Source organism: Cognatiluteimonas weifangensis (assembly GCF_003416885.1).
Classification (GTDB): Bacteria; Pseudomonadota; Gammaproteobacteria; order Xanthomonadales; family Xanthomonadaceae; genus Cognatiluteimonas; species Cognatiluteimonas weifangensis.
Genome location: NZ_QVPD01000002.1, coordinates 127,661 through 151,907, shown reverse-complemented (window position 1 = coordinate 151,907; position 24,247 = coordinate 127,661). Strand labels below are relative to the sequence as shown.

Below are 24,247 nucleotides of genomic sequence, written 5' to 3'. Positions count from 1 at the left end.
GCGGGCACGGTCAGTGCGCGCTGCGCTACCGATTTGCGCCGCGACCGTGGCCCCCATCCCGTTCCCTTCCCCCGCAGGCGGGGGAAGGGCTTGGGTGCCAGGCGGGTGTCGCTGCGGAGGAGTGCCGGCATATTCAGTGCGCCGGCTTCGGCGGGTTCTGTTTTATGGGCCGGTTGGCGCGGTCCACCGGTGCCACCAGCTGGCCTTCGCGCAGCAGATGGCCGCCGGCGGCGACGATCCAGTCGCTACCGTGCAGGCCGCGCAGTACCGGCACCCGGTCCTCGCCGAACGCGCCCAGTTGCACCGGCGCCAGCCGCAGCCGGTGGCTGGCCGGATCGACCACCCAGACCGCGGTCGTGCCGCCGGGCCCGCGCTGGACTGCGGCCAGCGGCACCGACAGCGCCGCCTGCGCGCCATCGCCGCCGGCCAGGTAGACGCGCGCGCTCTGGCCCAGCTCGACCGCCGCGGCCGCGGCGTCGTCCAGGGCCACGCGCGCGGCGTAGGTGCGGGTCTGCGGATCGGCCGCGGGGGCGATCTCGCGCAGCGTGCCGCGCAGGCGCTGCGCCGGCGCATTCCACAGTTCCACCTGCGCCGGCTGACCGACGCGGAACTCGCGGATGCCGACCTCGGGCAGGGCGATCGCGACCTCGCGCCCGGCGGCGCCGGCCAGGGTGAACACCGGCTGCCCGGCGGCGACCACCTGCCCGGCTTCGGCCTGGCGCGTGGCGATGGCGCCATCGCGCGGTGCCCGCAACTGGGTATAGGCGGCCTGGTTGCGGGCGACTTCGAGACTGGCGCGCGCGGCTTTCGCCTGCCCGGCGGCAGCGGCGTAGGCGGCTTGCTGCGCGTCCAGTGCCGAGCGGCTGACCAGTTGCTCGCGCGCCAGCCGGGCAAAGCGCGCGCGCTCGGCACCGGCGCGCGCCAGCTCGGCGTCCGCGGCCGCCTGCTGCGCCTGCGCCGCCTGCACCTGCAGGCGCAGGTCGCCGGGGTCGAGTTCGGCCAGCAGCTCGCCGCGGCGGACCGCATCGCCGACCTCCACGTAGCGCCGCAGCAGCTGGCCGCCGACCCGGAACGCCAGCGCGCTTTCCTCGCGCGCCCGCACCTCGCCGGCAAAGGCCGCCACCTCAGCTCCGGCGCCGGGCTCCGGATGCACCACCAGCACGGGCGGCAGCGGCGGCTGCGGCGGCGCGGGCCGGCTGCACGCGGCCAGCAGCAGCGTGGCCAGCAGCAGCAGGCCCATCCCGGGGCCGCGGTGTTTGCCTGCGATCCTCATCCGCACTCCCGAGCCGGCCGGCAAATTAATGAACCGGCGGGTAGGGTATAAATATCAAACTGCTTAGTCTAGTATTGATTCATGGCAGCTCAATCCGCCCCCAGCCGCCCCCGCGCCGGGGCCGCCGCCCCCGGGCGCCCCAAGGACGCGGAGAAGGGAACCGCAATCCTGGACGCCGCCCGACGGCTGTTCACCGCGCAAGGGTTCGACGGCGCCAGCATGGACCAGATCGCGGCCGAGGCCGGCGTCTCCAAGCTCACCGTCTACAGCCACTTCGGCGACAAGGAAACGCTGTTCGCCGCGGTGGTGCGCTCGTATTGCGAACAGGAACTGCCCGACTCGCTGTTCCGCACGCAGCCGGAACTGCCGCTGCGCGAGCGCCTGCTGCAGGTCGCGCGCGCCTTCTTCGCCATGATCAGCGCCCCCGAGGCGATCGCCGGGCACCGCATCCTGTGCTCGCCGCGGATGGCGGATTCGCCGCTGCCGCAGCTGTTCTGGGAAGCCGGCCCGCAGCGGGTGCAGGAAGCGTTCGCCGGGCTGCTGCGGCGGCGCGCGGCGCGCGGCGAACTGCAGATCGACGACATCCCCTGTGCCGCGGCGCAGTTCTGCAGCCTGCTCAAGGGCGAGCCGCATGCGCAGCTGATCTTCGGCTGCGGCGCGACGCGCAGCCCCCGGGACATCGAGCGCCACCTGGCGGCGGCGGTGGACCTGTTCCTGCGCGCCTACGCTACCCCCGGCACGGCGGGGCGCGGGCGGTGACGACAGTCGCGGTGACTTCCGGCACTCAGTGCCGCCGCCGCGGCGCGGCGATCCTGCCCACGTGCAGTCCCGGGTAAAATCGCGGCGCGACGTCCGCGTCCGCCCGCCCCTTCCGTCCCCAAGAGCATGTCCATGACCACGATCGACTACGCCCAGGCCCGCGAAACCATGGTCGAGCAGCAGGTGCGGCCGTGGGACGTGCTCGACCCGCGGGTGCTGGAGACGCTGTCGACGCTGCCGCGCGAGGCGTTCGTGCCGGCGGCCTACCGCGCCCTGGCCTACGCTGACCTGCCGCTGCCGATCGGCCACGGCGAGGTGATGTTCAAGCCGGTGGTCGAGGGCCGCGTGCTGCAGGCGCTGGCGCTGGCGCCCAGCGACGAGGTGCTGGAGATCGGCACCGGCAGCGGCTATTTCGCCGCGTGCCTGGGCCGGCTGGTGCGCGAGGTCGTCAGTCTGGAGCTGCACGCCGACCTGGCCGAAGCCGCGCATGCGTGCCTGGTCGCGCAGGGCCTGGACGGCAACATCCGCATCGAGGTCGCCGACGCGCTGCGCTACGACACCGCGCGCCGCTTCGATGCGATCTGCGTCACCGGCGCGGTCGATACGATCCCCGCGCAGTTCGTGCAGTGGCTGCGCCCGGGCGGGCGCCTGTTCGCGGTGCGCGGCCGCGCCCCGGCGATGGAGGCGGTGCTGCTGCGCAGCGGCGATGCGGTCAACGAGCCGCACGTCCAGCCGTTGTTCGAAACCCAGATCCCCTATCTGGTCGGCGCCGCCCCGGCGCCGCAGTTCCAGTGGTGACCTCCCTCCCCGCGCGGCGCGGCATCGCCCGCGGCGCGCACCCCGCACCGAAGGACCCCGCATGATCCGTCGCCCCCTCGTCCTGGCCCTCGCCCTCGCCCTGCTGCCGGCCGCCGGCGCGCACGCCGAGGACCTGCTGCAGACCTACGAGCTGGCTCGCGCCGGCGATCCGCAACTGGCCGCGGCCGAATCCGGCCGTCTGGCGACCAAGGAAGGCGCGGTGCAGGCGCGCGCGGCGCTGCTGCCGCAGCTGGACGGCAGCGCCAGCTATCGCCGCTCCAAAAGCACCGGGCCATCGACGACCAACCAGTTCGACCCGGTCAGCAACGATTTCGTGCGCATCAACGGCGAATCGGAAAGCACCAGCCACAACCGCAACCTCGGCCTCAACCTGAACCAGGTGCTGTTCGACTTCGGCGCGTTCTCGCGGGTGAAGAGCCAGAACGCGATCAGTCGCGCCGCCGACTTCCAGGTCGAGTCTGCCGGCGACTCGCTGATCACCCGCACCTCGCAGGCCTACTTCAACGTGCTGGTCGCGATCGAGAGCCTGGCCGCCGCCGAAACCCAGGAAACCGCGCTGAAGAAGCAGTTCGACTTCGCCAGCAAGCGCCTGGAGGTCGGCCTGGCGCCGATCACCGACGTGCACGAGGCGCGCGCGCAGTACGACAGCGCCCGCGCCAACACCATCATCGTGCGCAACGTGCTCGAGGACGCCTACCAGGCGCTGGTGGAGATCACCGGCCAGCCGGTGCGCAACCTCAAGGGCCTGCCGGCCGATTTCCAGCCGACGCTGCCCAGCGAGCGCGACGCCGACGCCTGGGTGGCGGCGGCGATCGACAACAACCCCGCGCTCAAGGCCAAGCAGCTGCAGGTGCAGGCCAGCGAAGCCGACGTGACCACCGCGCGCGCCGGGCACCTGCCGACGCTGTACTTCAACGGCAGCTACGGCAAGAACGTCTCCTGGGGCGACAGCACCTTCACCAGCACCAATCCGCCGTTCTCCGCGACCTTCCCCACCGGCGGCGAGAGCCGCGGACCGGCGTTCGGCGTCACCTTGAGCGTGCCGCTCTTCGCCGGCGGCGCCACCCAGTCGCGGGTGCGCCAGGCGCTGGCCCAGCGCGATGTCGCCAGCGACGAGCTGGAGCAGCAAAAGCGCGGGCTGGAACGCGCCACCCGCAACGCCTACCAGACCCTGGTCGCCGGGATCAGCGAGGTCGAGGCGCGGCGCCTGGCGCTGGTGTCGGCGCAAAGCGCCTACGACGCCTCGCAGGTCGGCCTGGAAGTGGGCACCCGCACCGTACTCGACGTGCTCAACAACCAGCAGACCCTGTTCCAGGCGCAACTCGCCTACGCCCAGGCGCGCTACAACTTCCTGCAGAGCCGGCTGCTGCTGGAGCAGGCCGCCGGTACCCTCGACATCGACGACGTGCAGGACGTCAACCGCCTGCTCACCGCCAACGCCGACGCGCAGCTGGCACCGGGCGACCGGGCGCAGTAACCGGCCGCCGCCGGCTCAGGCGGGCGGCAGATCCGGCGCGATCGCCTCCAGCGTGCGCCGCAGCGCGCCGCGACCCTGGTCGACCAGTGCGTGCGCGGCGTCGACCATGGCGTCGCGCGCGGCGGCGTCGGCCAGCAGCGCGGCGATCTCCGTCCCGACCTGTTCCGCATCCGCGCCCACCCGCAGCGCGCCCGCCGCCCGCATCCGCGCGGCGATGTCGGCGAAATTGTGCAGGTGCGGACCGCTCACCACCGCGGTGCCGACCGCCGCCGGCTCCAGCAGGTTGTGGCCGCCGACCGGCTGCAGGCTGCCGCCGACGAAGGCGACCCGGGCGCAGCCGTAGAACGGCATCAGCTCGCCCAGGGTATCGATCACGAACACCGCGTCGTCGCGGTCCGGCCACTGCGTCAGCTGCCGCGTGGCGACCCGCCAGCCGGCCTCGACCGCCTGCTGCGCCACCGCCTTGAAGCGCTCCGGATGCCGCGGCGCCCACAGCAGCAGCAAATCCGGCCAGCGTGCGCGCAGCCGGCGGTGGATCGCGATCACCGCGGCCTCCTCCTCGGCGTGGGTGCTGGCGGCGATCCACGCCGCACGCGCGCCGATGCGTTCGGCGAACGCCGCCGCGAACGCCGGCCAGCCGCTGCCGACCGCGACGTCGTACTTGAGGTTGCCCGACACCCGCGTCGTTTCCGCCGCCGCACCCAGGCGCACGAAGCGCGCCGCGTCCCCGCCCGACTGCGCCAGCACCGCGCGCACGCTGCGCAGGGCCCGCCGCAGCAGCGGCCGCAGCACCCGGTAGCCGCGCAGGGAGCGCTCGGACAGGCGCGCGTTGACGATGTAGACCGGCACGCCATGGTCGCGGCAGCCGAACAGCAGGTTCGGCCACAGCTCGGTCTCCAGCACCAGCGCCAGCTGCGGCCGGTAATGGCGCAGGAAGCGCGCCACCGCGCCGGGCAGGTCGTAGGGCAGGTAGACGTGTTCGACCTTGTCGCCCCACAGCGCGCGCACCCGCGCCGAGCCGGTCGGGGTGATGCTGGTGACCAGCAGGCGCAGGTACGGGTAGCGCGCCCGCAACGCGTTGACCAGCGGCGCGGCGGCGTTGACCTCGCCCACCGAAACCGCGTGCACCCACAGCGTCGCCGCCTGCGGCGCGTCGGCATACACCGCATAGCGCTCGTGCCAGCGCTGGAAGTACTCGCGCTGGCGGAAGCCGCGCCAGATCAGGTGGTAGACGGTGATCGGCACCAGCAGGTACAGCGCGGCCACGTACAGGCCGCGCAGCGCTCGTTCGACGGGATCGGCCTGCATGGGCGACAGGATAGCGAACGCAGGGCCGGCATCGCTCTGCGGCACCCTGCGGCGTGAGGCCGCGGCGGCGCCGGCAGTCGCCGCGGCGCCCGGTAGAATCCGCGCATGTCCGTCCCCTCCGCGCCGACAGCGCCGACGCCCACCTCGGCCGGAGCGCCGCCACTGGCACCCCGCCACTGGCCGGCGTGGCTGGGCATCGGCGCGATGGCGCTGCTGGCGCGGCTGCCGTGGCCGCTGCAGCGCGCGCTGGGGCGTGCGCTCGGCGTGCTGCTGCGACTGGCGCTGGGCTCGCGCCGGCGGGTCGCCGCGCGCAACCTGGCGCTGTGCTTCCCGGCGCTGGACGCGGCCGCGCGCACGGCGCTGCTGCACGCGCATTTTTCCGCGCTGGGCATCGGCGTGTTCGAGTTCGCGCGCGCCTGGTGGGGCTCGACCGCGGCCTTGCGCGGCCGGGTCGCGATCGAAGGCCTGGACCACCTGGCCGCGGCGCGCGCCGGCGGTCGCGGCGTGATCGTGATCTCCGGGCACTTCACTACCCTGGAAATCTGCGGCCGGCTGCTGTGCGAGCACGGCGTGCCGCTGGCCGGCATGTACCGGCCGCACGCGGGCGCGGCGCTGGAATGGGCGGTCAAGCGCGGGCGCCTGCGCTATGCGACGGCGATGTTCGGGCGCGAGGAACTGCGCCCGGCGATCCGGCACCTGAAGGACGGCGGCCTGCTGTGGTTCGCGCCCGACCAGGACACGCGCCGCGGCGACAGCGTGTTCGTGCCGTTCTTCGGGCTGCCGGCCTGGAGCCTGACCTCGACCCATCAGCTGGCGCGGCTGTCGGGCGCGGCGGTGCTGGCGTTCGCGCACGAGCGCCGCGCCGATGGCGGCTACACGTTGCGGTTGTCGCCGGCCCTGGCCGACTTCCCCAGTGCCGACGCCGGCGCCGACACCGCGCGGGTGATGGCGGCGATCGAGGCCATGGCGCGCGCGGCGCCGGCGCAGTACCTGTGGATCCACCGGCGCTTCAAGCGCCAGCCCGACGGCACCGATCCGTATCGTTGAGGACGCTCTGCACAGCTGCCGGCATCCCGTGTGGGCGGGGGCACAACGACCGGGCTCGGAGATCTGCTCCTCCATCCGGAGGACCCCGTGAATCCGCCCGTGCACGCAATCTTGGGCGTGCGCTCGCAATGCCCGACGATTCTCGAACGGACGTGGCCGGGGCGAGGCCGCGGCCTTCCGCCCGGGGACGCCGTGAATGCGTCCGCGTAGACCATCCGGGACGGCGCTCATCATGCCCGACTATTTTTTCGGACGGACGTGGTCGGGGCGAGGCCGTGGTCTCCCGACCGGGGGACGCCGTGAATACGTCCCTGTAGGCTTTTCAGCGCCATCCATGGCGCTGAAACCCCCGGCCGGGAGACCGCGCCCTCGCTCCTGGCCTGCGTGGGCGACGTTGTGTGCGGTTTGTTGCAACAGTCACCCGCGTGGTCGTCGTCGCCCTGCTCCTGTCAGCCCAAGACCAGAAACACGGTGATACCTGGCGGCGTGCGTCGCCCCACACGAAACCTTCCCGACAATTTTCTCGAGCGGAGGGGTGGGGCGAGGCGGGGCGAGGCGGCCTCGCCCCTGCTTTCGCGCGACGTGACCCACCCGCTCGCTGCGATAGTCCACCCGCTCTGTCTCGTCGCCCTGCTTTTTCACCCGAAGACCGGAAACACGGATGCCTGGCGGCGTGCGCCGGGGCGCCCTGGCCCGAGCGGGCCAGGGACGGCCCGCACCCGCGATTTGAGTCGTGGACGACTCGCATGAGCGGCGGGCCAGGGCGCCCCGACGCACGCCGCCCCGCACGAAGCCGATCTGCATCGCGATGCTCCTGCATGAAACTGCCGCACACGCATCTGTCCAAACGCGTCCGCGGCAATCAACCATTTCATGAAGGGAAAACAGTGGCCGGGGCTCGTGGCACCTCGTCGCTATGCGCTCAGGCGTACAGGTCGGGCTGGCCCGGTGGCCGGGTCTTGAAGCGCCGGTGCACCCAGAGATACTGCTCGGGATGGCGCCGCACCACGCGCTCGAGTTCGGCCATGTAGCGCGCCGCATCGGCGGCCGCGTCGCCGCTGGGCCAGCCGCGCCACGGCGGCCCGATCCGCAACCGGTAACGGCCGTCGGCCTCGCGCTGGCACCAGTACGGCAGCACGCTGGCGTTGCCGCGTGCGGCCAGCTGCGGGATCGCGGCCAGGGTCGCGGCCGGCACGCCGAAGAACGGCACGAAAGCATGCTGGTAACTGAAGTCCTGGTCGCCGGCGTAGGCCACCAGACGGCCCTGCGACAACGCCCGCAGCAGCCCGCGCACATCCTTCTTGCCGATCGTGGCGGCAAATGCGCGGCGACGCGCGGCGTCGATGAAACGCTCCAGGCAGGCGCGGTTGTTGTGGCGCACGACGATGTCGATCGGCGCGCCCAGCGTCTCGGACAGCAGCCGCCCGCCCAGCTCCAGATGCGGCATGTGGCCGGTCAGCAGCAGCACGCCGCGACCGTCCGCGCGCGCCGCGGCCAGGTGCTCCAGGCCCTCGACCGCGACCAGGCCGCGCAGCGCCGCCGCCGGCGCGAACCAGGCGCGCAGCGATTCCAGCACGCCGGTAACGGTCGCCCGCAGGGTCGCGCGCAGCAGCCGCCGCTGCGCGTGCGCATCCAGTTCCGGAAAGCACAGGGCGAGGTTGCGCCGCGCGTAACGGCGGCGGCGCCCGAGCAGCGGCGCCAGCAGCCAGGTCGACACGGCCCCCAGCCGCAACAGCCACGGCTGCGGCAGCCGGGCGACCCGCGCCGCCAGCCAGTTGGCCGGCGTCAGCAGGCGGCAGCGCGGCGACGGCGCGGCCGTCACGATGCGGCGGCGCCGGGATCGCTGTCGCGCGCCAGCAGGCTGCCGGCGTACAGGGCCGCCAGCAGCAGGGTCAGCCCGCCCCAGAACGTCGAATAAAACGCCAGGTGGGTGTTGAGCGGAAACACCGTGACCCCCAGCGCCAGCAGCGCCGGCCGCGCCCGCGCGCGCGCCGGCGCATCGGCGTAGCGCCAGGCGCGCCACGCCAGCGCCACGCCCGCCAGCCAGCACAGCAGGCCGAGCACGCCGGTCTCGCTGAGGATCTCGAGCACGATCTGGTGCGCATGCAGCGCCGGACCGGTGCCCCAGGCCGCGGGCTGCGTCGGCACCGGATCGCAGGCCGGGAAAGCGTCGCGGAAGCCGCGCGCGCCGACTCCGTTGAGCGGATGCGCGCGCGCCATGCACAGCGCCGCGCCCCAGATCCGGGTGCGCCCGGACAGCGCCAGGTCCACGCCGTCCTGGTCGGCGCTGAGCGCATACGCGGTGCGCGCCAGCCGCTCGCGCAACTGCGGCACCGTCGCTGCCAGCAGGCCCAGCGCCAGCGCGCCGAACACGAACACCCCGAGCAACCGCTTCCATCCGAGCACGCGCCAGCCCGAGAGCAGCAGCACCAGGCCGTAGGTCAGCCACGCCGCGCGCGCACCGGCCAGCAACACCACCACGCCCACCGCCGCCGCCGCGAGCAGCCAGCCGACGCTGCCGAAACGCCGGGCCGCGGCGTACAGCGCGAACGGCGACAGGCTCGCCAGCACGATCCCGAGCTTGAGGTTGCACGGCCCCAGCACGCCGCTGAGCCGATCCACGCGCGCGGCCTCGCCGACCGCGCACATCGGGTGGCCGCTGAGCGCCTGCTTGATCCCGTCGATGCCCCAGAACAGCGGGCTGGTGCCGGTCAGCGCCTGCGCCAGCGCGTCCACGGTCCACAGCGCGACGATCGCGCCGAGGCCGCCGAAGGTGATGCGCCGGCCGCGCGCGTCGGCGACCGCGGCCGCGACCAGCCACAGGAACGGCAGGTAGCGCAGGTCCACCGCGGCCTCGCGCAACGCGCGCGCGCGATCGACCGCGTCGAAGGCCGACAGTAGTTCCGGCAGCCAGTAGGAACAGAACAGCACGCTGGTCAGCGCCCACGCCGGGCCGCTGAGCAGCCGCATGCCGCCGCGGAAGCGCAGCAGCAGCAGGCGCGCGATCGCCGCCAGCGCGCCCAGCACCATCACCGCCTCGGCGTAGCCCGGCGCCGGCCACAACGCCACGAACGCCAGCACCCAGGCCGGCGCCCAGCGCCATCCGGCCGCCGCCGGCGTGTCAGGGATTGCGGACAAGTTCGCCATAGACCGCCAGCGTCGCCTCCTGCATCGCATGCAACGTGTCGGGCATCCTAACCGCAGGCGCCGGCGGCTGCGCCAGCAACGCATGCGCGCTGCGCTGCAGCGCCGCCAGGTCGAACGGCGCGACCGCGCCGCGCGGTTGCCATGCGTGCAGCAGTTCGCCGACGCCGCCGTGGTCCCAGCCCAGCAACGGGCGCCCGACCGCGAGCGCTTCGAGCACGGTGCGGCCGAAGGCTTCGGGCTTGCGCGAGAGCTGCAGCACCAGGTCGCTGGCGGCATAGGCGCGGGCGATGGCGGCGGTCGGCGGCGTGATCGCCACGGCTTCGGCGATGCGCAGGCGCACGGCCAGGGCCTGCAGTTCGGCGACATAGGCCGCGCGCGCCGGATCGCGCGCGCCGGGCAACCACAGCCGCGCATCCAGGCCGATCGCGCGCAGGCCGGCGAGCAGCTGCAGGGCATCGGCGTGGCCCTTGAGCCGGGTCCCGCGGCCGGGCAGCAGCAGCAGCGGGCCGTCGCCGCCCAGCGCCGGGTGCAGCGCCGCGGCCCAGGCGCGCGCGGCCGGATCGGGCTGCGGCGCGCGCGGGAACTGCGCCGGGTCGACGCCGCGCTCGACGATCCGCAGCCGGCCCGGATCGGTGTCCGGATAGTGGTGCAGGACGTAGTCGCGCACCGTGCGTGAGACGCAGATCACGCGTTCGCCCGAGGCCATCACCGCGCTGTAGCGCGAAGGCGAATTGAGCCCGTGCACGGTGGTGACGAAGCGCGGGCGCGCGGCCGCGGGCAGGCGGCGCAGCGCCAGCCGCGCGATCCACGCCGGCAGCCGCGAGCGCGCATGCACGATGTCCACCCGCTCGCGCAGCAGCAGCTGCCGCAGCGCGCCGACGTGGCGCAAGGTCAGCGGCGACTTGCGCCCCAGGTCCAGGGCGACGTGCTCGGCGCCGGTGGCCAGCAGCGCCGGCAGCAGGCGGCCGCCGGCGGACACCACCAGCGCGCGGTGACCGGCGGCGACCAGCGCGGCGGCGATTTCCAGGGTCGAACGCTCCACGCCACCGGATTCCAGCGCCGGCAGCAGCTGCACGACGGTCAGGCGGCGCATGCGCGCGGCCCGCGGTGGCGACCCGGCAGGCGCGGCGACGGTGCCGCCGTCCGGCAGACGCCCGGCCAACGGCAGGTTCCGCGCGCGACCCGCAACGACAACGCCGTCAGTCGACCAGCACGTAATGGGCGCCGCAGTACATGCAATGGCTCTCGCCGCCCTCGGCTTCGATCGCCAGGTACACGCGCGGATGCGAGTTCCACAACGACATCGACGGCAGCGGGCAGCTCAGCGGCAGGTCGGCGCGGTGGACCTCGTAACGCTGCTGTGCGTTGGGGGGCACGAAGGTGGGCGAAACGGTCTGGACCATGGCGGTGGACGTCGGCGGGGCGGTGCCGGGATTTTAGCAGCCGCGTCCGCGCCTGCCGGGCCGCGCGGTTCGGCGCCGCGGCGCCGGCCGCGACTTCGGACCCGACGCGGACCGGATGCGGCTACTGCGGCAGGTCGAACAACAGCACGTCGGCGCGGCCGGCGTCGCCGCCGGCGAGCGTCCAGTGGCCGCCCTCGCCGACGATGCCCAGGGCGTCGCCCGCGGCCAGCGGCCGGCCGTCGGCCAGGAGTTCGCCCTGCGCCACGTGCAGCCAGTAACGCCGCGCCGGGTCCAGCTCCAGCGCTAGCGTCTGCCCCGCGTCCAGCACGCTGCCGCGCAGCCAGGCCTGCTGGCGGATCGCCAGGCTGTCCCCGGCGCCATCGGGCGAAGCCAGCGTCGCCCAGCGCCCGCGCCGCGCGGCCGGGTCGAAGCCGCGCTGGGCGTAGGCCGGCGGCGCGTTGACCCGGTCGGGCTGGATCCAGATCTGCAGGAAATGCACCGGCGCGTCCTGCGACTCGTTGAACTCGCTGTGGTCGATGCCGTGGCCCGCCGACATCCATTGCACCTCGCCCGGCCGCAGCACGCCACCGCCGCCACCGCTGTCGCGATGCGCAAGCGCGCCCGCCAGCACGTAGCTGAGGATTTCCATGTTGGCGTGGTGGTGCGGGGCGAAACCGCCGCCCGGAGCCACCCGGTCCTCGTTGATCACCCGCAGCGGGCCGAAGCCCATCCACTGCGGGTCGTGGTAATGGCCGAAGGAGAACGTGTGCCGGCTCTCGAGCCAGTCCGTGCGCGCGATGCCGCGCGCGGCCGCCGGGCGTTGCAGGATCATCGCGGCCCCCGGATCACTCGACCGCGTGCGCTTCGGTGGTGATCCGCAGCGCGATCTCGTCGCTGACCGCGGGCACGTACTTGTCGATGCCGAACTGCGAACGCTGGATGGTCGCGGTGGCGTCGAAGCCGATCGCCGGCTTCTTGGTCATCGCGTGCGGCGCGGCCTGGTTGAGCACCACGTCCAGCACCACCGGCCGGGTCACGCCGTGCAGCTCGAGGTTGCCGCTGACCTGCAGGCGGTTGCCGCCCAGCGCCTTGACCGCGGTGCTCTTGAAGGTGGCGGTCGGGTAGCGCGCCGCGTCGAAGAAGTCCGGGCTCTTGAGGTGCTCGTCGAGCTTGGGCACGAAGCTGTCGATGGCCGCCAGCGGCAGCACCACTTCCACCGAGGAGCGTTCCGGGGCTTGCGCGTCGTAGACGATGGTGCCGCTGGCGCCGCCGAAGTTGGCGCTGGGGTTGGAGTAGCCGAAATGGTTCCAGGTCGCCAGCACCACGGTGTGGCTGGGATCGATCTGGTAGGCCACGCCGCTGGCGCTGGCGCCGAAGGCGGCGACGGCGAGGGCGGTGGCGAGGAGGATGCGCTTGAACATGGGTGTCTCCGAGGGAGGTATGGAAGGCAGGGGCGGGCGTAGGGCGGGTGGTGGGCGCGATGGACGGCAGCCGACGGGGAGGCGGCCGGATGCCGGCCGCAGGGCCTATTCGATGCGGCAGGCCTCGTCGAACCCCAGCCGCGGCGCGCGCGGATGCACGCTGGACGCCTCGCCGCGACCGAGATTGACCAGGAAGTTGGAGCGGATCGCGGTGCCGGCGAAGAACGCCGCATCCACCTTGGCGGTGTCGAAGCCGGACATCGGCCCGCAATCCAGGCCCAGCGCGCGCGCGGCCAGGATCAGGTAGGCGCCCTGCAGGCTGCTGCTGCGCAGCGCCGCGCGATACAGCGACGCCTCCGGCGCATCGGCGAACCAGCCGCGGCCATCGGTGTGCGGGATCAGTACCGGCAGCTTGTCGTAGAAGGCCATGTCGTAGGCCACGATCACCGTGCACGGCGCGGCCATGGTCTTGGCGTAGTTGCCCTGGTCCAGCGCCGGGCCCAGCTTGGCCTTGGCCGCAGCCGACTTCACGAACACGAACCGCGCCGGGCAGCTGTTGGATTGGGTCGGGCCGAACTTGAGCAGGTCGTACAGCCGCCGCAGCAGGGCGTCGTCGACCTCGCCGGTGAAAGCGTTGTAGGTCCGTGCCTGCAGGAACAGGCGGTCGAGCACGGCGCGGTCCAGCGCGGGCGGGGGCAACGAATCGGGCATGGACAATCCTGGTGTCGGGGGCCGGCGGGTTGCGGCGAGACCGTGCAGTGTAGAGTGTCCCGCATCCGGCAACACCCAGTGCCACCGCAACGAATTGATCGCACCCATGGAACGATTCGCGCGCACTGCAACCCCCGTGGCCGCGACCGCCGCCGCCTGGACCCTCAGCGACGGCCATGCCGGCAACCTGCGCCAGGTGCAGGCGCTGGCCCGGGCGCTGGGCCTGGACGCAGCGCAGGACTGGACCCTGCAGCCGCGTGCGCCCTGGCGCTGGCTGGCACCGCGCCGCCTGCCCGGCGCCGATGCCGCGTTCGGGCCGGCGTTCGCCGCGGCGCTGGCGCGGCCGCCGGCGCTGGCGCTCGGCTGCGGCCGCCAGGCGGCGCTGGCGACCCGCCTGTTGCATGCGCGTGGCGCCCGTGTCGTGCAGATCCTCGACCCGCGCCTGGCGCCCGCGCACTGGGACCTGGTGCTGGCGCCGCAGCACGACCGCCTGCGCGGCGACAACGTGATCGCGCTGCTGGGCAGCCTGCATCCGGTCGACGACCTGTGGCTGGCGCACGCGCGCGCCGCGTTCCCCGCCCTCGCACAACTGCCGCAGCCGCGCACCGCGGTGCTGCTGGGCGGCCCGAGCCGGCACGTGCGCTTCGACCGGGCGCGCCTGGAGGCGTTGCTGGCGCCGCTGGATGCGGCGCTGGCGCGCACCGGCGGCAGCCTGCTGCTGACCGCCTCGCGGCGCACGCCGGCGCCGCTGCGCGAGCTGCTGCGCCGGCGTTACGCGCAGGCGCCCGGGCTGCGCTGGCTGGGGCCGGAGGACGGCGCCAATCCCTATCCCGGATTGCTGGGCTGGGCCGACCGCATCGTGTGTTCGCCCGACTCGGTCAACATGATTTCCGAAGCCTGCGCCACCGCGATGCCGGTGTTTGTGTCCGAGCCGCAGCGCGCCGGCGGCCGGGTGCGCGCGTTCCTCGACGCGCTGCTGGCGCGCGGCCGCATCCGCGCGCTGGACGCGACGCTGGCGCCGTTTGCGGTGGAGCCGCTGCGCGAGACCGCGCGCGTCGCCGCCGAAGTGCGGCAGCGCCTGCGGCTGGCCTAGGCCAGGCCGGCCGCCTGCCAGGCGGCGCGGATCGCGGCGCGCGCGGCGGCGATCGCCGCGCTTTCCGGCAGCAGCCGCGGACGCCGGTCCAGGGTGCAGTGCAGGCCGGCGTCGAGCAGGGTCGCGTGCGCCTGGCGCAGCGCTGTGCACCCGGCCTGCGGCACCACCCCGGCGGCGCACAGCGCCTCCAGCAAGCCGGGCGTGGCGCGCGGCGCCAGCAGCGGCGGGTGCGCATGCGCGCTACCCAGCAGCAGGTATTGCAGCAGGAACTCCAGGTCCACCAGGCCGCCTTCGCCCTGCTTGAGGTCGAAGCGCGCCGCGTCGCTGCGATCCAGCTCGGCGCGCATGCGTCGGCGCATCGACGCCACGTCCGCGCGCAGGGCCGCTTCCTCGCGCGGCTGCGCCAGCACCGCGGCGCGCACCGCCTCGAAGCGCGCGCACAGCGCGGCATCGCCGGCGACCGCGCGCGCGCGCACCAGCGCCTGGTGCTCCCAGGTCCAGGCACGCTGGCGCTGGTAGTCGGCGTAGCCGGCCAGCGGCGACACCAGCAAGCCCTTGGCGCCGTCCGGGCGCAGGCGCACGTCGACCTCGTACAGGCGCCCGGCCGCGGTCCCGGTGCCCAGCAGGGCGACGATCTTCTGCGCCAGCCGCGCGCACCAGCGCGCCGCGTCCAGCGGACGCGCGCCGTCGGACTGCAGCGCATCCGCCGCCGCGCCTTCCGGCAGCGCGTACAGGAACACCAGGTCCAGGTCCGAGCCGAAGCCGAGCTCCTCGCCGCCGAGGCTGCCGTAGCCGAGCACCGCGAAGTCCACGCCGGCGAGCGCGCCGTGCGCAGCCCGCATCTCGCGCTGCGCCAGCTGCAGCACCACCGCGACCACGGCGTCGGCCAGCCAGGCCAGCTGGCGCACGCTGTCCTGCGCGCCCTGGCGCGCGTCCAGGGTCGCCAGCGCGATCCGGAAGCTCAGCGCCTGGCGGGTCTCGTTGAGCGCGAGCAGCGCGGCTTCGGTGTCCTCCTGCGCCAGCGCCGCCGTGCACGCGGCCAGGGACTCCGCGCGCTGCGGCAGCGGCCCGCCGACGCGCACGTCCAGCAACTCGTCCAGCAGCAGCGGATGCGCGGCCAGGCGCTCGCCCAGCAGCGCGCTGCGCGCGAGCACGTCGACCAGGCGCTGCAGCGCCGCCGGCTGCTCGTCCAGCAGCGCCAGGTAGCTGGCGCGACGCAGGATGTTGTGCAGCAACGGCAGCAACCGGCGCAGCGCGGCGTCGGGCTGGCGCGAGGCGGCGGCACTGGCCAGCAGCGCCGGCAGCACCCGGTCCAGGCGCGCGCGCGCGGCATCCGACAGCGCGCGCAGTGCCGGCGCCCGGGCCAGGTCGCGCAGCGCGCCGTCGGCCGTGTCGGGGTCGTCGAAACCGGCCGCGGCCAGCACCTGCGCGTCGCCGGCCTCGGGCAGGGCGCGCCAATAGGCGGCGAGCGCGGGGGGCGCGTCGCCGCGGCGGCGGCGCGGCGCCAGCAGCGCGGCGAACTCGGTCGCCACCACGCTGCGCCGCACCTCCAGCGCCGCGCGCAGCGCCGGCCAGTCGACGTGACCGAGCGCCGCGGCCAGCCGCGCGCGCTCGCGCGGGTCCTGCGGCAGGGCGTGGACCTGGGCGTCGCGCAGCATCTGCAGCCGGTTTTCCAGATGCCGCAGGAACCGGTAGGCCTCGGCCAGCGCCGCGCCGGCCGGCGCCGCCACGTGTCCGGCGCGCACCAGCGCCTGCAGCGCCGGCAGCAGCCGCCGCTCGCGCAGCGCCGGTTCGCGGCCGCCGCGGATCAGCTGCAGCGCCTGCACCAGGAACTCGATCTCGCGGATCCCGCCGGGCCCGCGCTTGATGTCGTCGGCCAGGTCCTTGCGCGCGACCTCGGCGGCGATCGCCGCCTTCATCTCGCGCAGGCCGTCGAGCGCGCCGTAATCGAGGTAGCGGCGATACACGAACGGCCGCAGCGTGCGCAGGAACCGCTCGCCGGCGGCGAGGTCGCCGGCCACCGGTCGCGCCTTCTGCCAGGCGTAGCGCTCCCAGTCGCGACCCTCGCGCTGGAAGTACTGCTCCATCGCCGCGAACGACCACGCCACCCGGCCGGCATTGCCGAACGGGCGCAGGCGCAGGTCGACGCGATGGCAGAAGCCGTCCGCGGTGGCCTCGTCGAGCAGTTTCGCCAGCTGTTGGCCCAGGCGCGTGCAGTACGGTTCGGCAGCCAGCGGACGCGGCCCGTCGCTCTCGCCGTCGTCCTCGTAGCCGTACACCAGGTCGATGTCGGAGGAAAAGTTGAGCTCGCCGCCGCCGAGCTTGCCCAGCGCGAACACCACCAGCCGCTGCGCGCCGCCGTCGGCGTTGCGCAGCACGCCGTGGCGCGTGGCGAAGTCCGCCTCCAGCGCTTCCAGCGCGATCCGCAGGCAGGTTTCGGCCAGCGCGGTAGCGCCGGCGAGCGTGGCATCGACCGCGTCCAGGCCGAGCACGTCGCGCCACACCAGCCGGGTGGATTCGGCCGCGCGGTAGCGGCGCAGCAGCGCCGGCCAGTCCTCGCGCCGGTCTGTAGCGAGCAGCGGCGGCGGCAGTGCCCGGCTGCTGTCGTCCAGCAGCGCTGCGAGCAGCGCCGGCTGTCGGACGAGGGTCGCGAGCGCGAAGTCGCTGGCGACCGCGACCTGCGCCACCTGCGCGGCGACCGCGGCGTCGTCGAGCCGCGCAGACAACCCAAGTGCGGCCGCGCGCAGCGATTGCAGGGCGCGCGTGCGCAGCGCGTCGAGGCCGGCATCGAGGTCGTTCATCGCGACGATTCTGGCATCGCCGCCGGCCGCCCGCAGGGCCGTCCCTGCCGGACGCGGAATCTCCGCGAGGGAAGCCAATGGCCCGGCCTCTGCGGGTCATGCCATGAGTAGCTCTTTCAGGTGCGGAAACCCCTGCGTAGAAGCCAGTGGCCCAGCCTGTGCGCGACACGCCGTGAAGACTCCCTTCAAGCGCGGAAGCTGCCGCGGGGGGAAGCCGGTGGCCCGGCCTGTGCGGGACACGCCGTGAATACGTCCCTGTAGGCTCCTCGGCGGCATCCATGCCGCCGACGGTCCCGCACAGGCCGGGCCACCGGCTTCCAGGCAAGTAAGTTGGCGCCTGCAGAAAAAACCGGCAGAAGCGGTGACCTCCAATCTCGCCAAGTCGCCGGCCGGCGGGCTGGGGGTGCGGAGAGTGGACCATGGAGGGTCCACGCCCCGACTTAAAGACAGGACGTCGTCAGGAGGGCGCAGCACCCCCAGCCCGCCGGGCGGCGACTCCCGCCGAAGCTCGTCCCGCAAGAGCAGGCCATGACTAGAAGTCAGACCAGGCATGGCCCGCGCCGCCACTACGCAGGACGTCGTCAGAAGGACGCAGCACCTCATCCCGACGGGCGGCGACTCCTGCCGAAGTTCGATCCCACAAGAGCAGGCCATCACTAGAAGTCAGGCCAGGCATGGCCCGCGCCCCGACTTGAAGACAGGAGGTCGTCAGGAGGGCGCAGCACCCCCAGCCCGCCGGGCGGCGACTCCTGCCGAAGCCGATCTCCCGCGTGCAGGCTATCGATGGCCTGCGCCTCATTTGAAAGCAGGACGTCGTCAGGAGGTTGCAGCACCCCGGCCCGTCGGGTGATGACTCAGTCCGAAGCCGATTTTGCGTCCAGCTTTCAGACACGACGTCATCAGCAGGCGCAGCCACCACCGGCCGGCGCTCGCGTCGAAGCCGATCTCAGCGGTCGAAACGTCCGGACAACCTGGCTAGAGGAAGTCGGCAGGAGGGCGCGTCCGCCGACCGGCGACGGCGTCCGAAGCCGACCCCCGACGTCGGCCGGAAAAGCAAATAAAAAGCCCGCCCCGGACGAACCGGTTGCGGGCCTGCTCCCTCCCCCACGTCGGGATGCGGGGCCATCGTGAAGGAAGCGTTATTCCGGATGCACGCTGCAGTGCAAAAAAGAACTGGCGGGTTCACTAAGGAAGGCTTGAAGCGCCGCTGGGGGCTTCATGTGGTCGCCTCGCGAAAGCGGAACCCGGAACCTTGGTCGTCGCTCGATAGCTCCGAAAACCACCGGCTCCCCGCTTTCGCGGGTGACGGCCGCACGTTCCGCCGCACACGCCAGGCTCCCTTCCTACATCGAGTCCGTCACCCGCGCCTGATCCCGCGTGGGCGCAGCCGCGCTATGCGGGCCGCGGACCACGTTTGAGGTCGCGCAGGATCTCGCGTGCGGCGTTGCGGCCCGGCAGGCCGGTGACGCCGCCGCCCGGATGGGTGCCGGAGCCGCACAGGTACAGGCCCGGCAAGGCGCCACGGTAGTTGCCCTGGCCCAGCAGCGGGCGCGCGCTGAACAACTGGTCCAGGCCCAGCGAGCCGTGGAAGATGTCGCCGCCGATGAGCCCGAATTCGCGTTCCAGGTCCAGCGGCGACAGCGCCTTGTAGCCGAGCACGCTGCGGCGGAAGTTGGGCGCGTACGCATCGACGGTATCGATCATCAACTGCGCGACCGTGTCCCGGTGCGCGTCCCAGCCGTCGTCGACCCCGCCGTTGCCGACCTCCGGATGCACCTGCTGGCAGAACAGGCTGGCGACGTGCTGCCCGGGCGGCGCCAGGGTGTCGTCGAGGGTGGAGGAGATCACCAGTTCCACGATCGGCGCGCGCGCCCAGCCGGCGTTGTACTGCTTCGACTTGGCGTCGAAGTAGGCCTGCTCGAAATACTGCAGCGACGGCCCGATCAGGATCCCGCTGCTGTGGTGCGGCTGCAGCTGCGTGCCGGGCGCGGCGATGAAGTCCGGCAGTTCCGCCAGCGCCACGTTCATGCGGAAGGTGCCCGAACCGCAGCGGTAGCGGTCGATGCGTGCGCCGGTGTCGGCATCGACCGCGTCGCGCGGCAGCAGCTGCTGGTACAGCAGTTTCGGGTTGAGGTTGGAGACGACCGTCTTCGCGCGCAGCTCGCGGCCGTCGGCCAGGCGCACGCCCACCGCCCTGCCGCCGGCGACCAGCACCTGTGCGACCGCGGCATCGGTGTCGACCGTCACCCCGCGCGCGGCGCATTCCTTCGCCATCGCCTGGGTGATCGCGCCCATGCCGCCGATCGCGTGGCCCCAGACCCCGGACTTGCCGTTGACCTCGCCGAACACGTGGTGCAGCAGCACGTAGGCGCTGCCCGGCGTGTACGGACTGGCGAAGTTGCCGACCACCGAGTCCCAGCCCAGCGCCGCCTTCAGCGGCTCGGACTCGAAGTACGCGTCCAGCAGTTCGCCGGCGGACTTGGTGAACAGGTCCAGCAGGTCGCGGCGGCCGCGCATGTCCAGGTGCCTGAGCTGGCGCGCCACCGTGGCCGAAGCCAGCCAGTCGGCCAGCACGAAGCGGTCGGAGACGTTGGGCGGGGTGCGCGGCATCAGCTCGCGCAGCACCGCCACCACCCGCTCCAGCATCGCGTAGTAGGCGGGCAGGCGCTGCGCGTCGCGCACGCTCCACCTGGCGACTTCGCTCTGGGTGTGCGCGCCGCCGAGACGGAAGCTGCGCCCGTCCGGCAGCGGCAGGAAGTTGGAATACGGCCGCTCCACCACCCGCAGCCCGTGCTGCGCCAGGCGCAGGTCGGCGATCACCTTGGGGTTGAGCAGGCTGACGGTATAGCTGGCGGTGGAATTGCGGAAACCGGGGTGGAATTCCTCGGTCACCGCCGCGCCGCCGACGATGCCGCGACGCTCCAGCACCCGCACCTTGAGCCCGGCACCGGCCAGGTAGGCCGCGCACACCAGGCCGTTGTGGCCGCCGCCGATGATCAGGACATCGCTGTTGTCGTCGCGCATGCCGGGATTGTAGCGGCATCCCGGAACCGTCCGGACAACTCGCCTCGCCCGTCATTTCCGCGCAAGCGAAAAGCCGGCGGCTTCGTTGTCGGCGGCTCGCAGTCGCCGGATCCCCGCTTGCGCGGGGACGGCGACACGATGCAGGCCTTTCCTAAGCCTTGCCCGGCTTGCGCTTGAGGCGGTAGGTGATGGTCTCGGTGCCATCGATGTTGCCGAGGAACACCGACTGGATCAGCCCGTCGGCCTTGTGCTCTCCCTCCAGCGCCTGCAGCGAGGTCGCACCGGCGACCACCAGCGTGATCGGGTACGTCTCCTGCTCGCGGTAGTCGTCCGGGGTATGGAGGAAGACGCCGGGCGCGACCTCCACCTGTTCGAGCGCGCGCGGGATGTCCACCAGCGTCGCCAGCGGCGCGCCGTGGGTGACCACGTACCAGCCGCGCTTGTAGAACCGGCCGCCCTGGCCGTCGTCGACGAACCCGGCGCCGGCGTACACGCTGCCCGTGCCCTGCCCGGTCGCGACGACGGTCGAATGCCCGGTATCCATCTGCTCGTGGTGGCTGCTGGTGACCGCCGCCTCCTCGCCGCCGTCCAGCTCGTAGCGGACTTCCTGCCGCACCTTGATCGCCACCTGCTGCCCGCCTGCTCCGGTCACCACATGCGTGCCCTCGCGGACAATCTCGATCGTGCCCGTCCAGCGCGCATCGATGGTGGTCATTTCGGCCTGCGCCGATGGCGGCACGGACAGCGCCAGGACCAGCAACACGAGGCCGGACAACAGTGGCAAACGCGACATGGCAGGACTCCCCCTTGGCAAGAACCCGGACCATAGCCAATGTCGGCGGGGGTTGCGAGGGGCGCGGGGGCTGCGTGTGCTGCGCCCTCCTATCCTGTCTTCAAGTCGGAGCTCAGGCCATCGATGGCTTGCGCCTGGGAGATCGGCTTCGGGCGGAGTCGCCGGCCGGCGCCTTGGCGAGCTTGCAGCCCCGACGCTTCGGATGGTTTGTCCTGCCAGGCCAAGCCAGGGCCAGCGATTTGTCCCTCGGTGGTTCCCGCGAGGGGGCCACAAAAAAGCCCCGCCGAAGCGGGGCTTTTCGTGCAGCGTTGCAGGGCCGGATCAGAAATCCATCCCGCCCATGCCGCCCATGCCGCCGCCGGCGCCCGGCATCGCCGGCTCGTCCTTCTTCGGCAGCTCGGCGACCATCGCCTCGGTGGTGATCATCAGCCCGGCGATCGACGCGGCGTTCTGCAGCGCGGTGCGGGTGACCTTGGTCGGGTCCAGGATGCCCATCTGCACCATGTCGCCGTACTCGCCGGTGGCGGCGTTGTAGCCGTAGTTGCCCTTGCCGTCCTTGACCTTGTTGAGCACGACCGAGGGTTCGTCGCCGGCATTGGCGACGATCTCGCGCAGCGGCGCTTCCATCGCGCGCAGGGCGATCTGGATGCCGTGGGTCTGGTCCTCGTTGGCGCCCTTGAGCGACTCGATCGCGGCCTTGGCACGCAGCAGGGCGACGCCGCCGCCCGGAACCACGCCCTCTTCCACCGCGGCGCGGGTGGCGTGCAGCGCGTCTTCCACGCGCGCCTTCTTTTCCTTCATCTCGATCTCGGTCGAGGCGCCGACCTTGATCACCGCCACGCCGCCGGCCAGCTTGGCCACGCGCTCCTGCAGCTTCTCGCGGTCGTAGTCGGAAGTGGTTTCCTCGATCTGCGCCTTGATCTGCTTGATCCGGCCCTCGATGTCGCTGGTGTTGCCGGCGCCGTCGATGATGGTGGAGTTTTCCTTGGTCACCTGGATCTTCTTGGCGCGGCCCAGGTCCTTGATCGTGGCCTTCTCCAGCGACAGGCCCACTTCCTCGGAGATCACGGTGCCGCCGGTGAGGATCGCCATGTCCTCCAGCATCGCCTTGCGGCGGTCGCCGAAGCCCGGGGCCTTGACCGCGCAGACCTTGACGATGCCGCGGATGGTGTTGACCACCAGCGTGGCCAGCGCCTCGCCCTCGACTTCCTCGGCGACGATCAGCAGCGGCTTGCCCGACTTGGCGACGCCTTCCAGCACCGGCAGCAGGTCGCGCACGTTGGAGATCTTCTTGTCGTGCAGCAGGATGTAGGGGTCGTCCAGCTCGGCCGACATCGACTGCTGGTTGTTGATGAAGTACGGCGACAGGTAGCCGCGGTCGAACTGCATGCCCTCGACCACGTCCAGCTCGTTGTCCAGGCCCGAGCCTTCCTCGACCGTGATCACGCCTTCCTTGCCGACCTTCTTCATCGCGTCGGCGATGATGTTGCCGATCGACTCGTCGGAGTTGGCGGAGATGGTGCCGACCTGGGCGATCGCCTTGTCGTCGGCGGTGGGCTTGCTGATCTTCTTCAGCTCCTCGACCGCGGCCTTGACCGCCTGGTCGATGCCGCGCTTGAGGTCCATCGGGTTCATGCCGGCGGCGACCGCCTTGGAACCCTCGCGGATCAGCGCCTGCGCCAGCACGGTGGCGGTGGTGGTGCCGTCGCCGGCGTTGTCGGAGGTCTTGGACGCGACTTCCTTCACCATCTGCGCGCCCATGTTCTCGAACTTGTCGGCCAGTTCGATCTCCTTGGCGACGGACACGCCGTCCTTGGTGATCGTCGGCGCGCCGTAGCTCTTGTCGAGCACGACGTTGCGGCCCTTCGGGCCGAGGGTGGCCTTGACGGCATTGGCGAGGGCGTTGACGCCGCGCACCATCTTCGCGCGCGCATCCTCACCGAAACGGATTTCCTTGGCAGCCATTTGCGTTTACCTCGAGAGAATTCGATAGAAGGGATCGGAAGAAAGGACGCGACGACTCAGCCGAGGACGGCGAAGATGTCGTCTTCCTTCACCACCAGGTACTCGGTGCCGTCGAGCTTGACCTCGGTGCCGGCGTACTTGCCGAACAGCACCTTGTCGCCAGCCTTGACCTTGGGTGCGCGCACCGAGCCGTTGTCCAGCGCCTTGCCTTCGCCGACCGCGACCACCTCGCCCTTGATCGGCTTCTCGGTGGCGGTGTCGGGGATCACGATCCCGCCGGCGGACATCTTTTCTTCTTCCATGCGCTTGATCACGACGCGGTCGTAAAGCGGCTTGATGTTCATTGCAACCCTCGCAAGTGCTTGATTGTTTGGGAAAACGGCCGGCGATCTTAGCAGTCGCCAGGGGCGACTGCCAGCACCGCGGCACGAAAAGGCCCGGGCAAACCGGGACGCAGCAGACGTGGGGCGGCCGCAACGGGCTTTCAAGGCCCGCCGGGCAGAAGTCGTCGCCGGGCGGGAATTGGCCGGTCTCGGCCGGAAACGCGGCACCGGCACGGGCAGTGCATCGCGCCGGTGGGTGCAACCGCTCCGCCGGCCCCTCATCCACCCTGCGGGCACCTTCTCCCCGCCAGCGGGGAGAAGGAACGGCGGCTCGCGGGGAGCAAGGAAGGCCCTGGCGCCGTGGCAGCGGGCCATTTCGTTCCCACCAACGAGGAGAAGGAACGGCGGCTCGCGGGGGAGAAGGAAGGCCCTGGCGCCGTGGCAGCGGGCCATTTCGTTCCCCCCGGCGGGGAGAAGGCCAATCAGGCCGCCCTTTTCCGCCCGGATCGGGTACGGGCCGGGGGCTGCGGCTAAGCTATGCCGGTGGCCGTCCTCGTCTGCTTCTGCACCTGTCCCGATCCGGCGAGCGCGCAGCGCCTGGCCGAGGCGCTGGTGGACGAGCGCCTGGCGGCCTGCGTCAACCAGGTGCCGGGACTGCGCTCGGTGTACCGCTGGCGCGGCGCGCTGGAGCGCGCCGACGAGGTGCTGCTGCTGATCAAGACCACGCGCGAGCGGCTGCCCGGGCTGCAGGCGCGAGTGCTGGCGCTGCACCCGCATGAACTGCCGGAGCTGGTCGCGGTCGAAGTGGCCGGCGGGCTGGCCGCCTATCTGGACTGGGTCGCGGAAGGCACCGCCGCCGACCCGGGCCGTACCGGAGACTGAG

General features: G+C 72.5%; 20 protein-coding genes. 6 read left to right on the top strand and 14 right to left on the bottom strand.

Annotation, left to right across the window (positions count from 1 at the left end):
• Positions 1-133: 133 nt before the first annotated feature.
• Positions 134-1,240: an efflux RND transporter periplasmic adaptor subunit gene (locus D0Y53_RS02400; RefSeq protein WP_386724927.1), complete on the bottom strand. Its 1,107-nt coding sequence runs from the start codon at positions 1,238-1,240 to the stop codon at positions 134-136.
• A 252-nt stretch (positions 1,241-1,492) separates the two neighbouring features.
• On the opposite strand from D0Y53_RS02400, the gene D0Y53_RS02395 reads away from it, so the two are divergent.
• The 3 genes from D0Y53_RS02395 to D0Y53_RS02385 all read left to right on the top strand — a co-directional run bounded on the left by D0Y53_RS02395 (position 1,493) and on the right by D0Y53_RS02385 (position 4,328).
• Positions 1,493-2,032: a TetR/AcrR family transcriptional regulator gene (locus D0Y53_RS02395; protein ID WP_325048059.1), complete on the top strand. Its 540-nt coding sequence runs from the start codon at positions 1,493-1,495 to the stop codon at positions 2,030-2,032.
• 132 nt (positions 2,033-2,164) lie between these two features.
• On the top strand, positions 2,165-2,830 hold the full coding sequence (locus tag D0Y53_RS02390; RefSeq protein ID WP_117201604.1) for a protein-L-isoaspartate O-methyltransferase family protein: 666 nt from the start codon (positions 2,165-2,167) through the stop codon (positions 2,828-2,830).
• A 61-nt stretch (positions 2,831-2,891) separates the two neighbouring features.
• Positions 2,892-4,328 (top strand): TolC family outer membrane protein, encoded by a 1,437-nt coding sequence (locus tag D0Y53_RS02385; protein WP_117201603.1) that lies wholly within the window; start codon positions 2,892-2,894, stop codon positions 4,326-4,328.
• A gap of 15 nt (positions 4,329-4,343) precedes the next feature.
• On the opposite strand, the gene waaA is transcribed toward D0Y53_RS02385, so the two are convergent.
• Positions 4,344-5,636: a lipid IV(A) 3-deoxy-D-manno-octulosonic acid transferase gene (gene waaA, locus D0Y53_RS02380; protein WP_117201602.1), complete on the bottom strand. Its 1,293-nt coding sequence runs from the start codon at positions 5,634-5,636 to the stop codon at positions 4,344-4,346.
• 105 nt (positions 5,637-5,741) lie between these two features.
• On the opposite strand from waaA, the gene lpxL reads away from it, so the two are divergent.
• Positions 5,742-6,683 carry an LpxL/LpxP family Kdo(2)-lipid IV(A) lauroyl/palmitoleoyl acyltransferase gene (lpxL, locus tag D0Y53_RS02375; protein WP_117201601.1) on the top strand — a complete coding sequence of 314 codons (942 nt, stop codon included), beginning with the start codon at positions 5,742-5,744 and terminating at the stop codon, positions 6,681-6,683.
• A gap of 922 nt (positions 6,684-7,605) precedes the next feature.
• Here lpxL and D0Y53_RS02370 read toward each other — a convergent pair.
• The 7 genes from D0Y53_RS02370 to D0Y53_RS02340 form a co-directional block, all read right to left on the bottom strand.
• Complete coding sequence (locus tag D0Y53_RS02370; RefSeq protein WP_158550555.1) at positions 7,606-8,505, bottom strand: lysophospholipid acyltransferase family protein; 900 nt, start codon at positions 8,503-8,505, stop codon at positions 7,606-7,608.
• Positions 8,502-9,830 (bottom strand): O-antigen ligase family protein, encoded by a 1,329-nt coding sequence (locus D0Y53_RS02365; RefSeq protein WP_117201599.1) that lies wholly within the window; start codon positions 9,828-9,830, stop codon positions 8,502-8,504. Before D0Y53_RS02365 ends, D0Y53_RS02370 begins: the two co-directional genes overlap by 4 nt.
• Positions 9,805-10,923 (bottom strand): glycosyltransferase, encoded by a 1,119-nt coding sequence (locus D0Y53_RS02360; RefSeq protein WP_117201794.1) that lies wholly within the window; start codon positions 10,921-10,923, stop codon positions 9,805-9,807. Before D0Y53_RS02360 ends, D0Y53_RS02365 begins: the two co-directional genes overlap by 26 nt.
• A 106-nt stretch (positions 10,924-11,029) precedes the next feature.
• Positions 11,030-11,233 (bottom strand): zinc-finger domain-containing protein, encoded by a 204-nt coding sequence (locus D0Y53_RS02355; protein ID WP_117201598.1) that lies wholly within the window; start codon positions 11,231-11,233, stop codon positions 11,030-11,032.
• A gap of 121 nt (positions 11,234-11,354) precedes the next feature.
• On the bottom strand, positions 11,355-12,065 hold the full coding sequence (locus D0Y53_RS02350) for a pirin family protein (RefSeq protein ID WP_117201597.1): 711 nt from the start codon (positions 12,063-12,065) through the stop codon (positions 11,355-11,357).
• A 13-nt stretch (positions 12,066-12,078) separates the two neighbouring features.
• Complete coding sequence (locus tag D0Y53_RS02345) at positions 12,079-12,654, bottom strand: YceI family protein (RefSeq protein WP_117201596.1); 576 nt, start codon at positions 12,652-12,654, stop codon at positions 12,079-12,081.
• 105 nt (positions 12,655-12,759) lie between these two features.
• Positions 12,760-13,365 carry a malonic semialdehyde reductase gene (locus D0Y53_RS02340; RefSeq protein WP_117201595.1) on the bottom strand — a complete coding sequence of 202 codons (606 nt, stop codon included), beginning with the start codon at positions 13,363-13,365 and terminating at the stop codon, positions 12,760-12,762.
• 136 nt (positions 13,366-13,501) lie between these two features.
• On the opposite strand from D0Y53_RS02340, the gene D0Y53_RS02335 reads away from it, so the two are divergent.
• Positions 13,502-14,458 (top strand): mitochondrial fission ELM1 family protein, encoded by a 957-nt coding sequence (locus D0Y53_RS02335; RefSeq protein WP_233511609.1) that lies wholly within the window; start codon positions 13,502-13,504, stop codon positions 14,456-14,458.
• On the opposite strand, the gene glnE is transcribed toward D0Y53_RS02335, so the two are convergent.
• The 5 genes from glnE to groES all read right to left on the bottom strand — a co-directional run bounded on the left by glnE (position 14,455) and on the right by groES (position 23,385).
• On the bottom strand, positions 14,455-17,259 hold the full coding sequence (gene glnE, locus D0Y53_RS02330) for a bifunctional [glutamate--ammonia ligase]-adenylyl-L-tyrosine phosphorylase/[glutamate--ammonia-ligase] adenylyltransferase (protein ID WP_117201593.1): 2,805 nt from the start codon (positions 17,257-17,259) through the stop codon (positions 14,455-14,457). The two genes, D0Y53_RS02335 and glnE, sit on opposite strands and share 4 nt — an antisense overlap.
• 1,392 nt (positions 17,260-18,651) lie before the next feature.
• Positions 18,652-20,283, bottom strand: coding sequence for a phytoene desaturase family protein (locus D0Y53_RS02325; protein ID WP_117201592.1), 1,632 nt, complete (start codon positions 20,281-20,283; stop codon positions 18,652-18,654).
• A gap of 151 nt (positions 20,284-20,434) precedes the next feature.
• A complete protein-coding gene (locus D0Y53_RS02320; protein WP_117201591.1) occupies positions 20,435-21,076 on the bottom strand; it encodes a hypothetical protein in 642 nt (213 codons plus the stop codon).
• 321 nt (positions 21,077-21,397) lie between these two features.
• Complete coding sequence (gene groL / locus D0Y53_RS02315) at positions 21,398-23,041, bottom strand: chaperonin GroEL (protein ID WP_117201590.1); 1,644 nt, start codon at positions 23,039-23,041, stop codon at positions 21,398-21,400.
• A 56-nt stretch (positions 23,042-23,097) separates the two neighbouring features.
• Positions 23,098-23,385: a co-chaperone GroES gene (gene groES, locus D0Y53_RS02310; protein ID WP_117201589.1), complete on the bottom strand. Its 288-nt coding sequence runs from the start codon at positions 23,383-23,385 to the stop codon at positions 23,098-23,100.
• A gap of 516 nt (positions 23,386-23,901) precedes the next feature.
• Between groES and cutA the strand changes: the two genes are divergently transcribed.
• A complete protein-coding gene (cutA, locus tag D0Y53_RS02305) occupies positions 23,902-24,246 on the top strand; it encodes a divalent-cation tolerance protein CutA (RefSeq protein WP_117201588.1) in 345 nt (114 codons plus the stop codon).
• Position 24,247: the final 1 nt, after the last annotated feature.

Coding starts and splice junctions, on each gene's coding strand:
- groL (WP_117201590.1), bottom strand. CDS start 23,041: ATGGCTGCCAAGGAAATCCGTTTCGGTGAGGATGCGCGCGCGAAGATG.
- D0Y53_RS02400 (WP_386724927.1), bottom strand. CDS start 1,240: ATGGGCCTGCTGCTGCTGGCCACGCTGCTGCTGGCCGCGTGCAGCCGG.
- D0Y53_RS02350 (WP_117201597.1), bottom strand. CDS start 12,065: ATGATCCTGCAACGCCCGGCGGCCGCGCGCGGCATCGCGCGCACGGAC.
- D0Y53_RS02360 (WP_117201794.1), bottom strand. CDS start 10,923: ATGCGCCGCCTGACCGTCGTGCAGCTGCTGCCGGCGCTGGAATCCGGT.
- D0Y53_RS02345 (WP_117201596.1), bottom strand. CDS start 12,654: ATGTTCAAGCGCATCCTCCTCGCCACCGCCCTCGCCGTCGCCGCCTTC.
- cutA (WP_117201588.1), top strand. CDS start 23,902: ATGCCGGTGGCCGTCCTCGTCTGCTTCTGCACCTGTCCCGATCCGGCG.
- D0Y53_RS02355 (WP_117201598.1), bottom strand. CDS start 11,233: ATGGTCCAGACCGTTTCGCCCACCTTCGTGCCCCCCAACGCACAGCAG.
- lpxL (WP_117201601.1), top strand. CDS start 5,742: ATGTCCGTCCCCTCCGCGCCGACAGCGCCGACGCCCACCTCGGCCGGA.
- D0Y53_RS02390 (WP_117201604.1), top strand. CDS start 2,165: ATGACCACGATCGACTACGCCCAGGCCCGCGAAACCATGGTCGAGCAG.
- D0Y53_RS02320 (WP_117201591.1), bottom strand. CDS start 21,076: ATGTCGCGTTTGCCACTGTTGTCCGGCCTCGTGTTGCTGGTCCTGGCG.
- groES (WP_117201589.1), bottom strand. CDS start 23,385: ATGAACATCAAGCCGCTTTACGACCGCGTCGTGATCAAGCGCATGGAA.
- D0Y53_RS02340 (WP_117201595.1), bottom strand. CDS start 13,365: ATGCCCGATTCGTTGCCCCCGCCCGCGCTGGACCGCGCCGTGCTCGAC.
- D0Y53_RS02325 (WP_117201592.1), bottom strand. CDS start 20,283: ATGCGCGACGACAACAGCGATGTCCTGATCATCGGCGGCGGCCACAAC.
- D0Y53_RS02395 (WP_325048059.1), top strand. CDS start 1,493: ATGGACCAGATCGCGGCCGAGGCCGGCGTCTCCAAGCTCACCGTCTAC.
- waaA (WP_117201602.1), bottom strand. CDS start 5,636: ATGCAGGCCGATCCCGTCGAACGAGCGCTGCGCGGCCTGTACGTGGCC.
- D0Y53_RS02385 (WP_117201603.1), top strand. CDS start 2,892: ATGATCCGTCGCCCCCTCGTCCTGGCCCTCGCCCTCGCCCTGCTGCCG.
- D0Y53_RS02365 (WP_117201599.1), bottom strand. CDS start 9,830: ATGGCGAACTTGTCCGCAATCCCTGACACGCCGGCGGCGGCCGGATGG.
- glnE (WP_117201593.1), bottom strand. CDS start 17,259: ATGAACGACCTCGATGCCGGCCTCGACGCGCTGCGCACGCGCGCCCTG.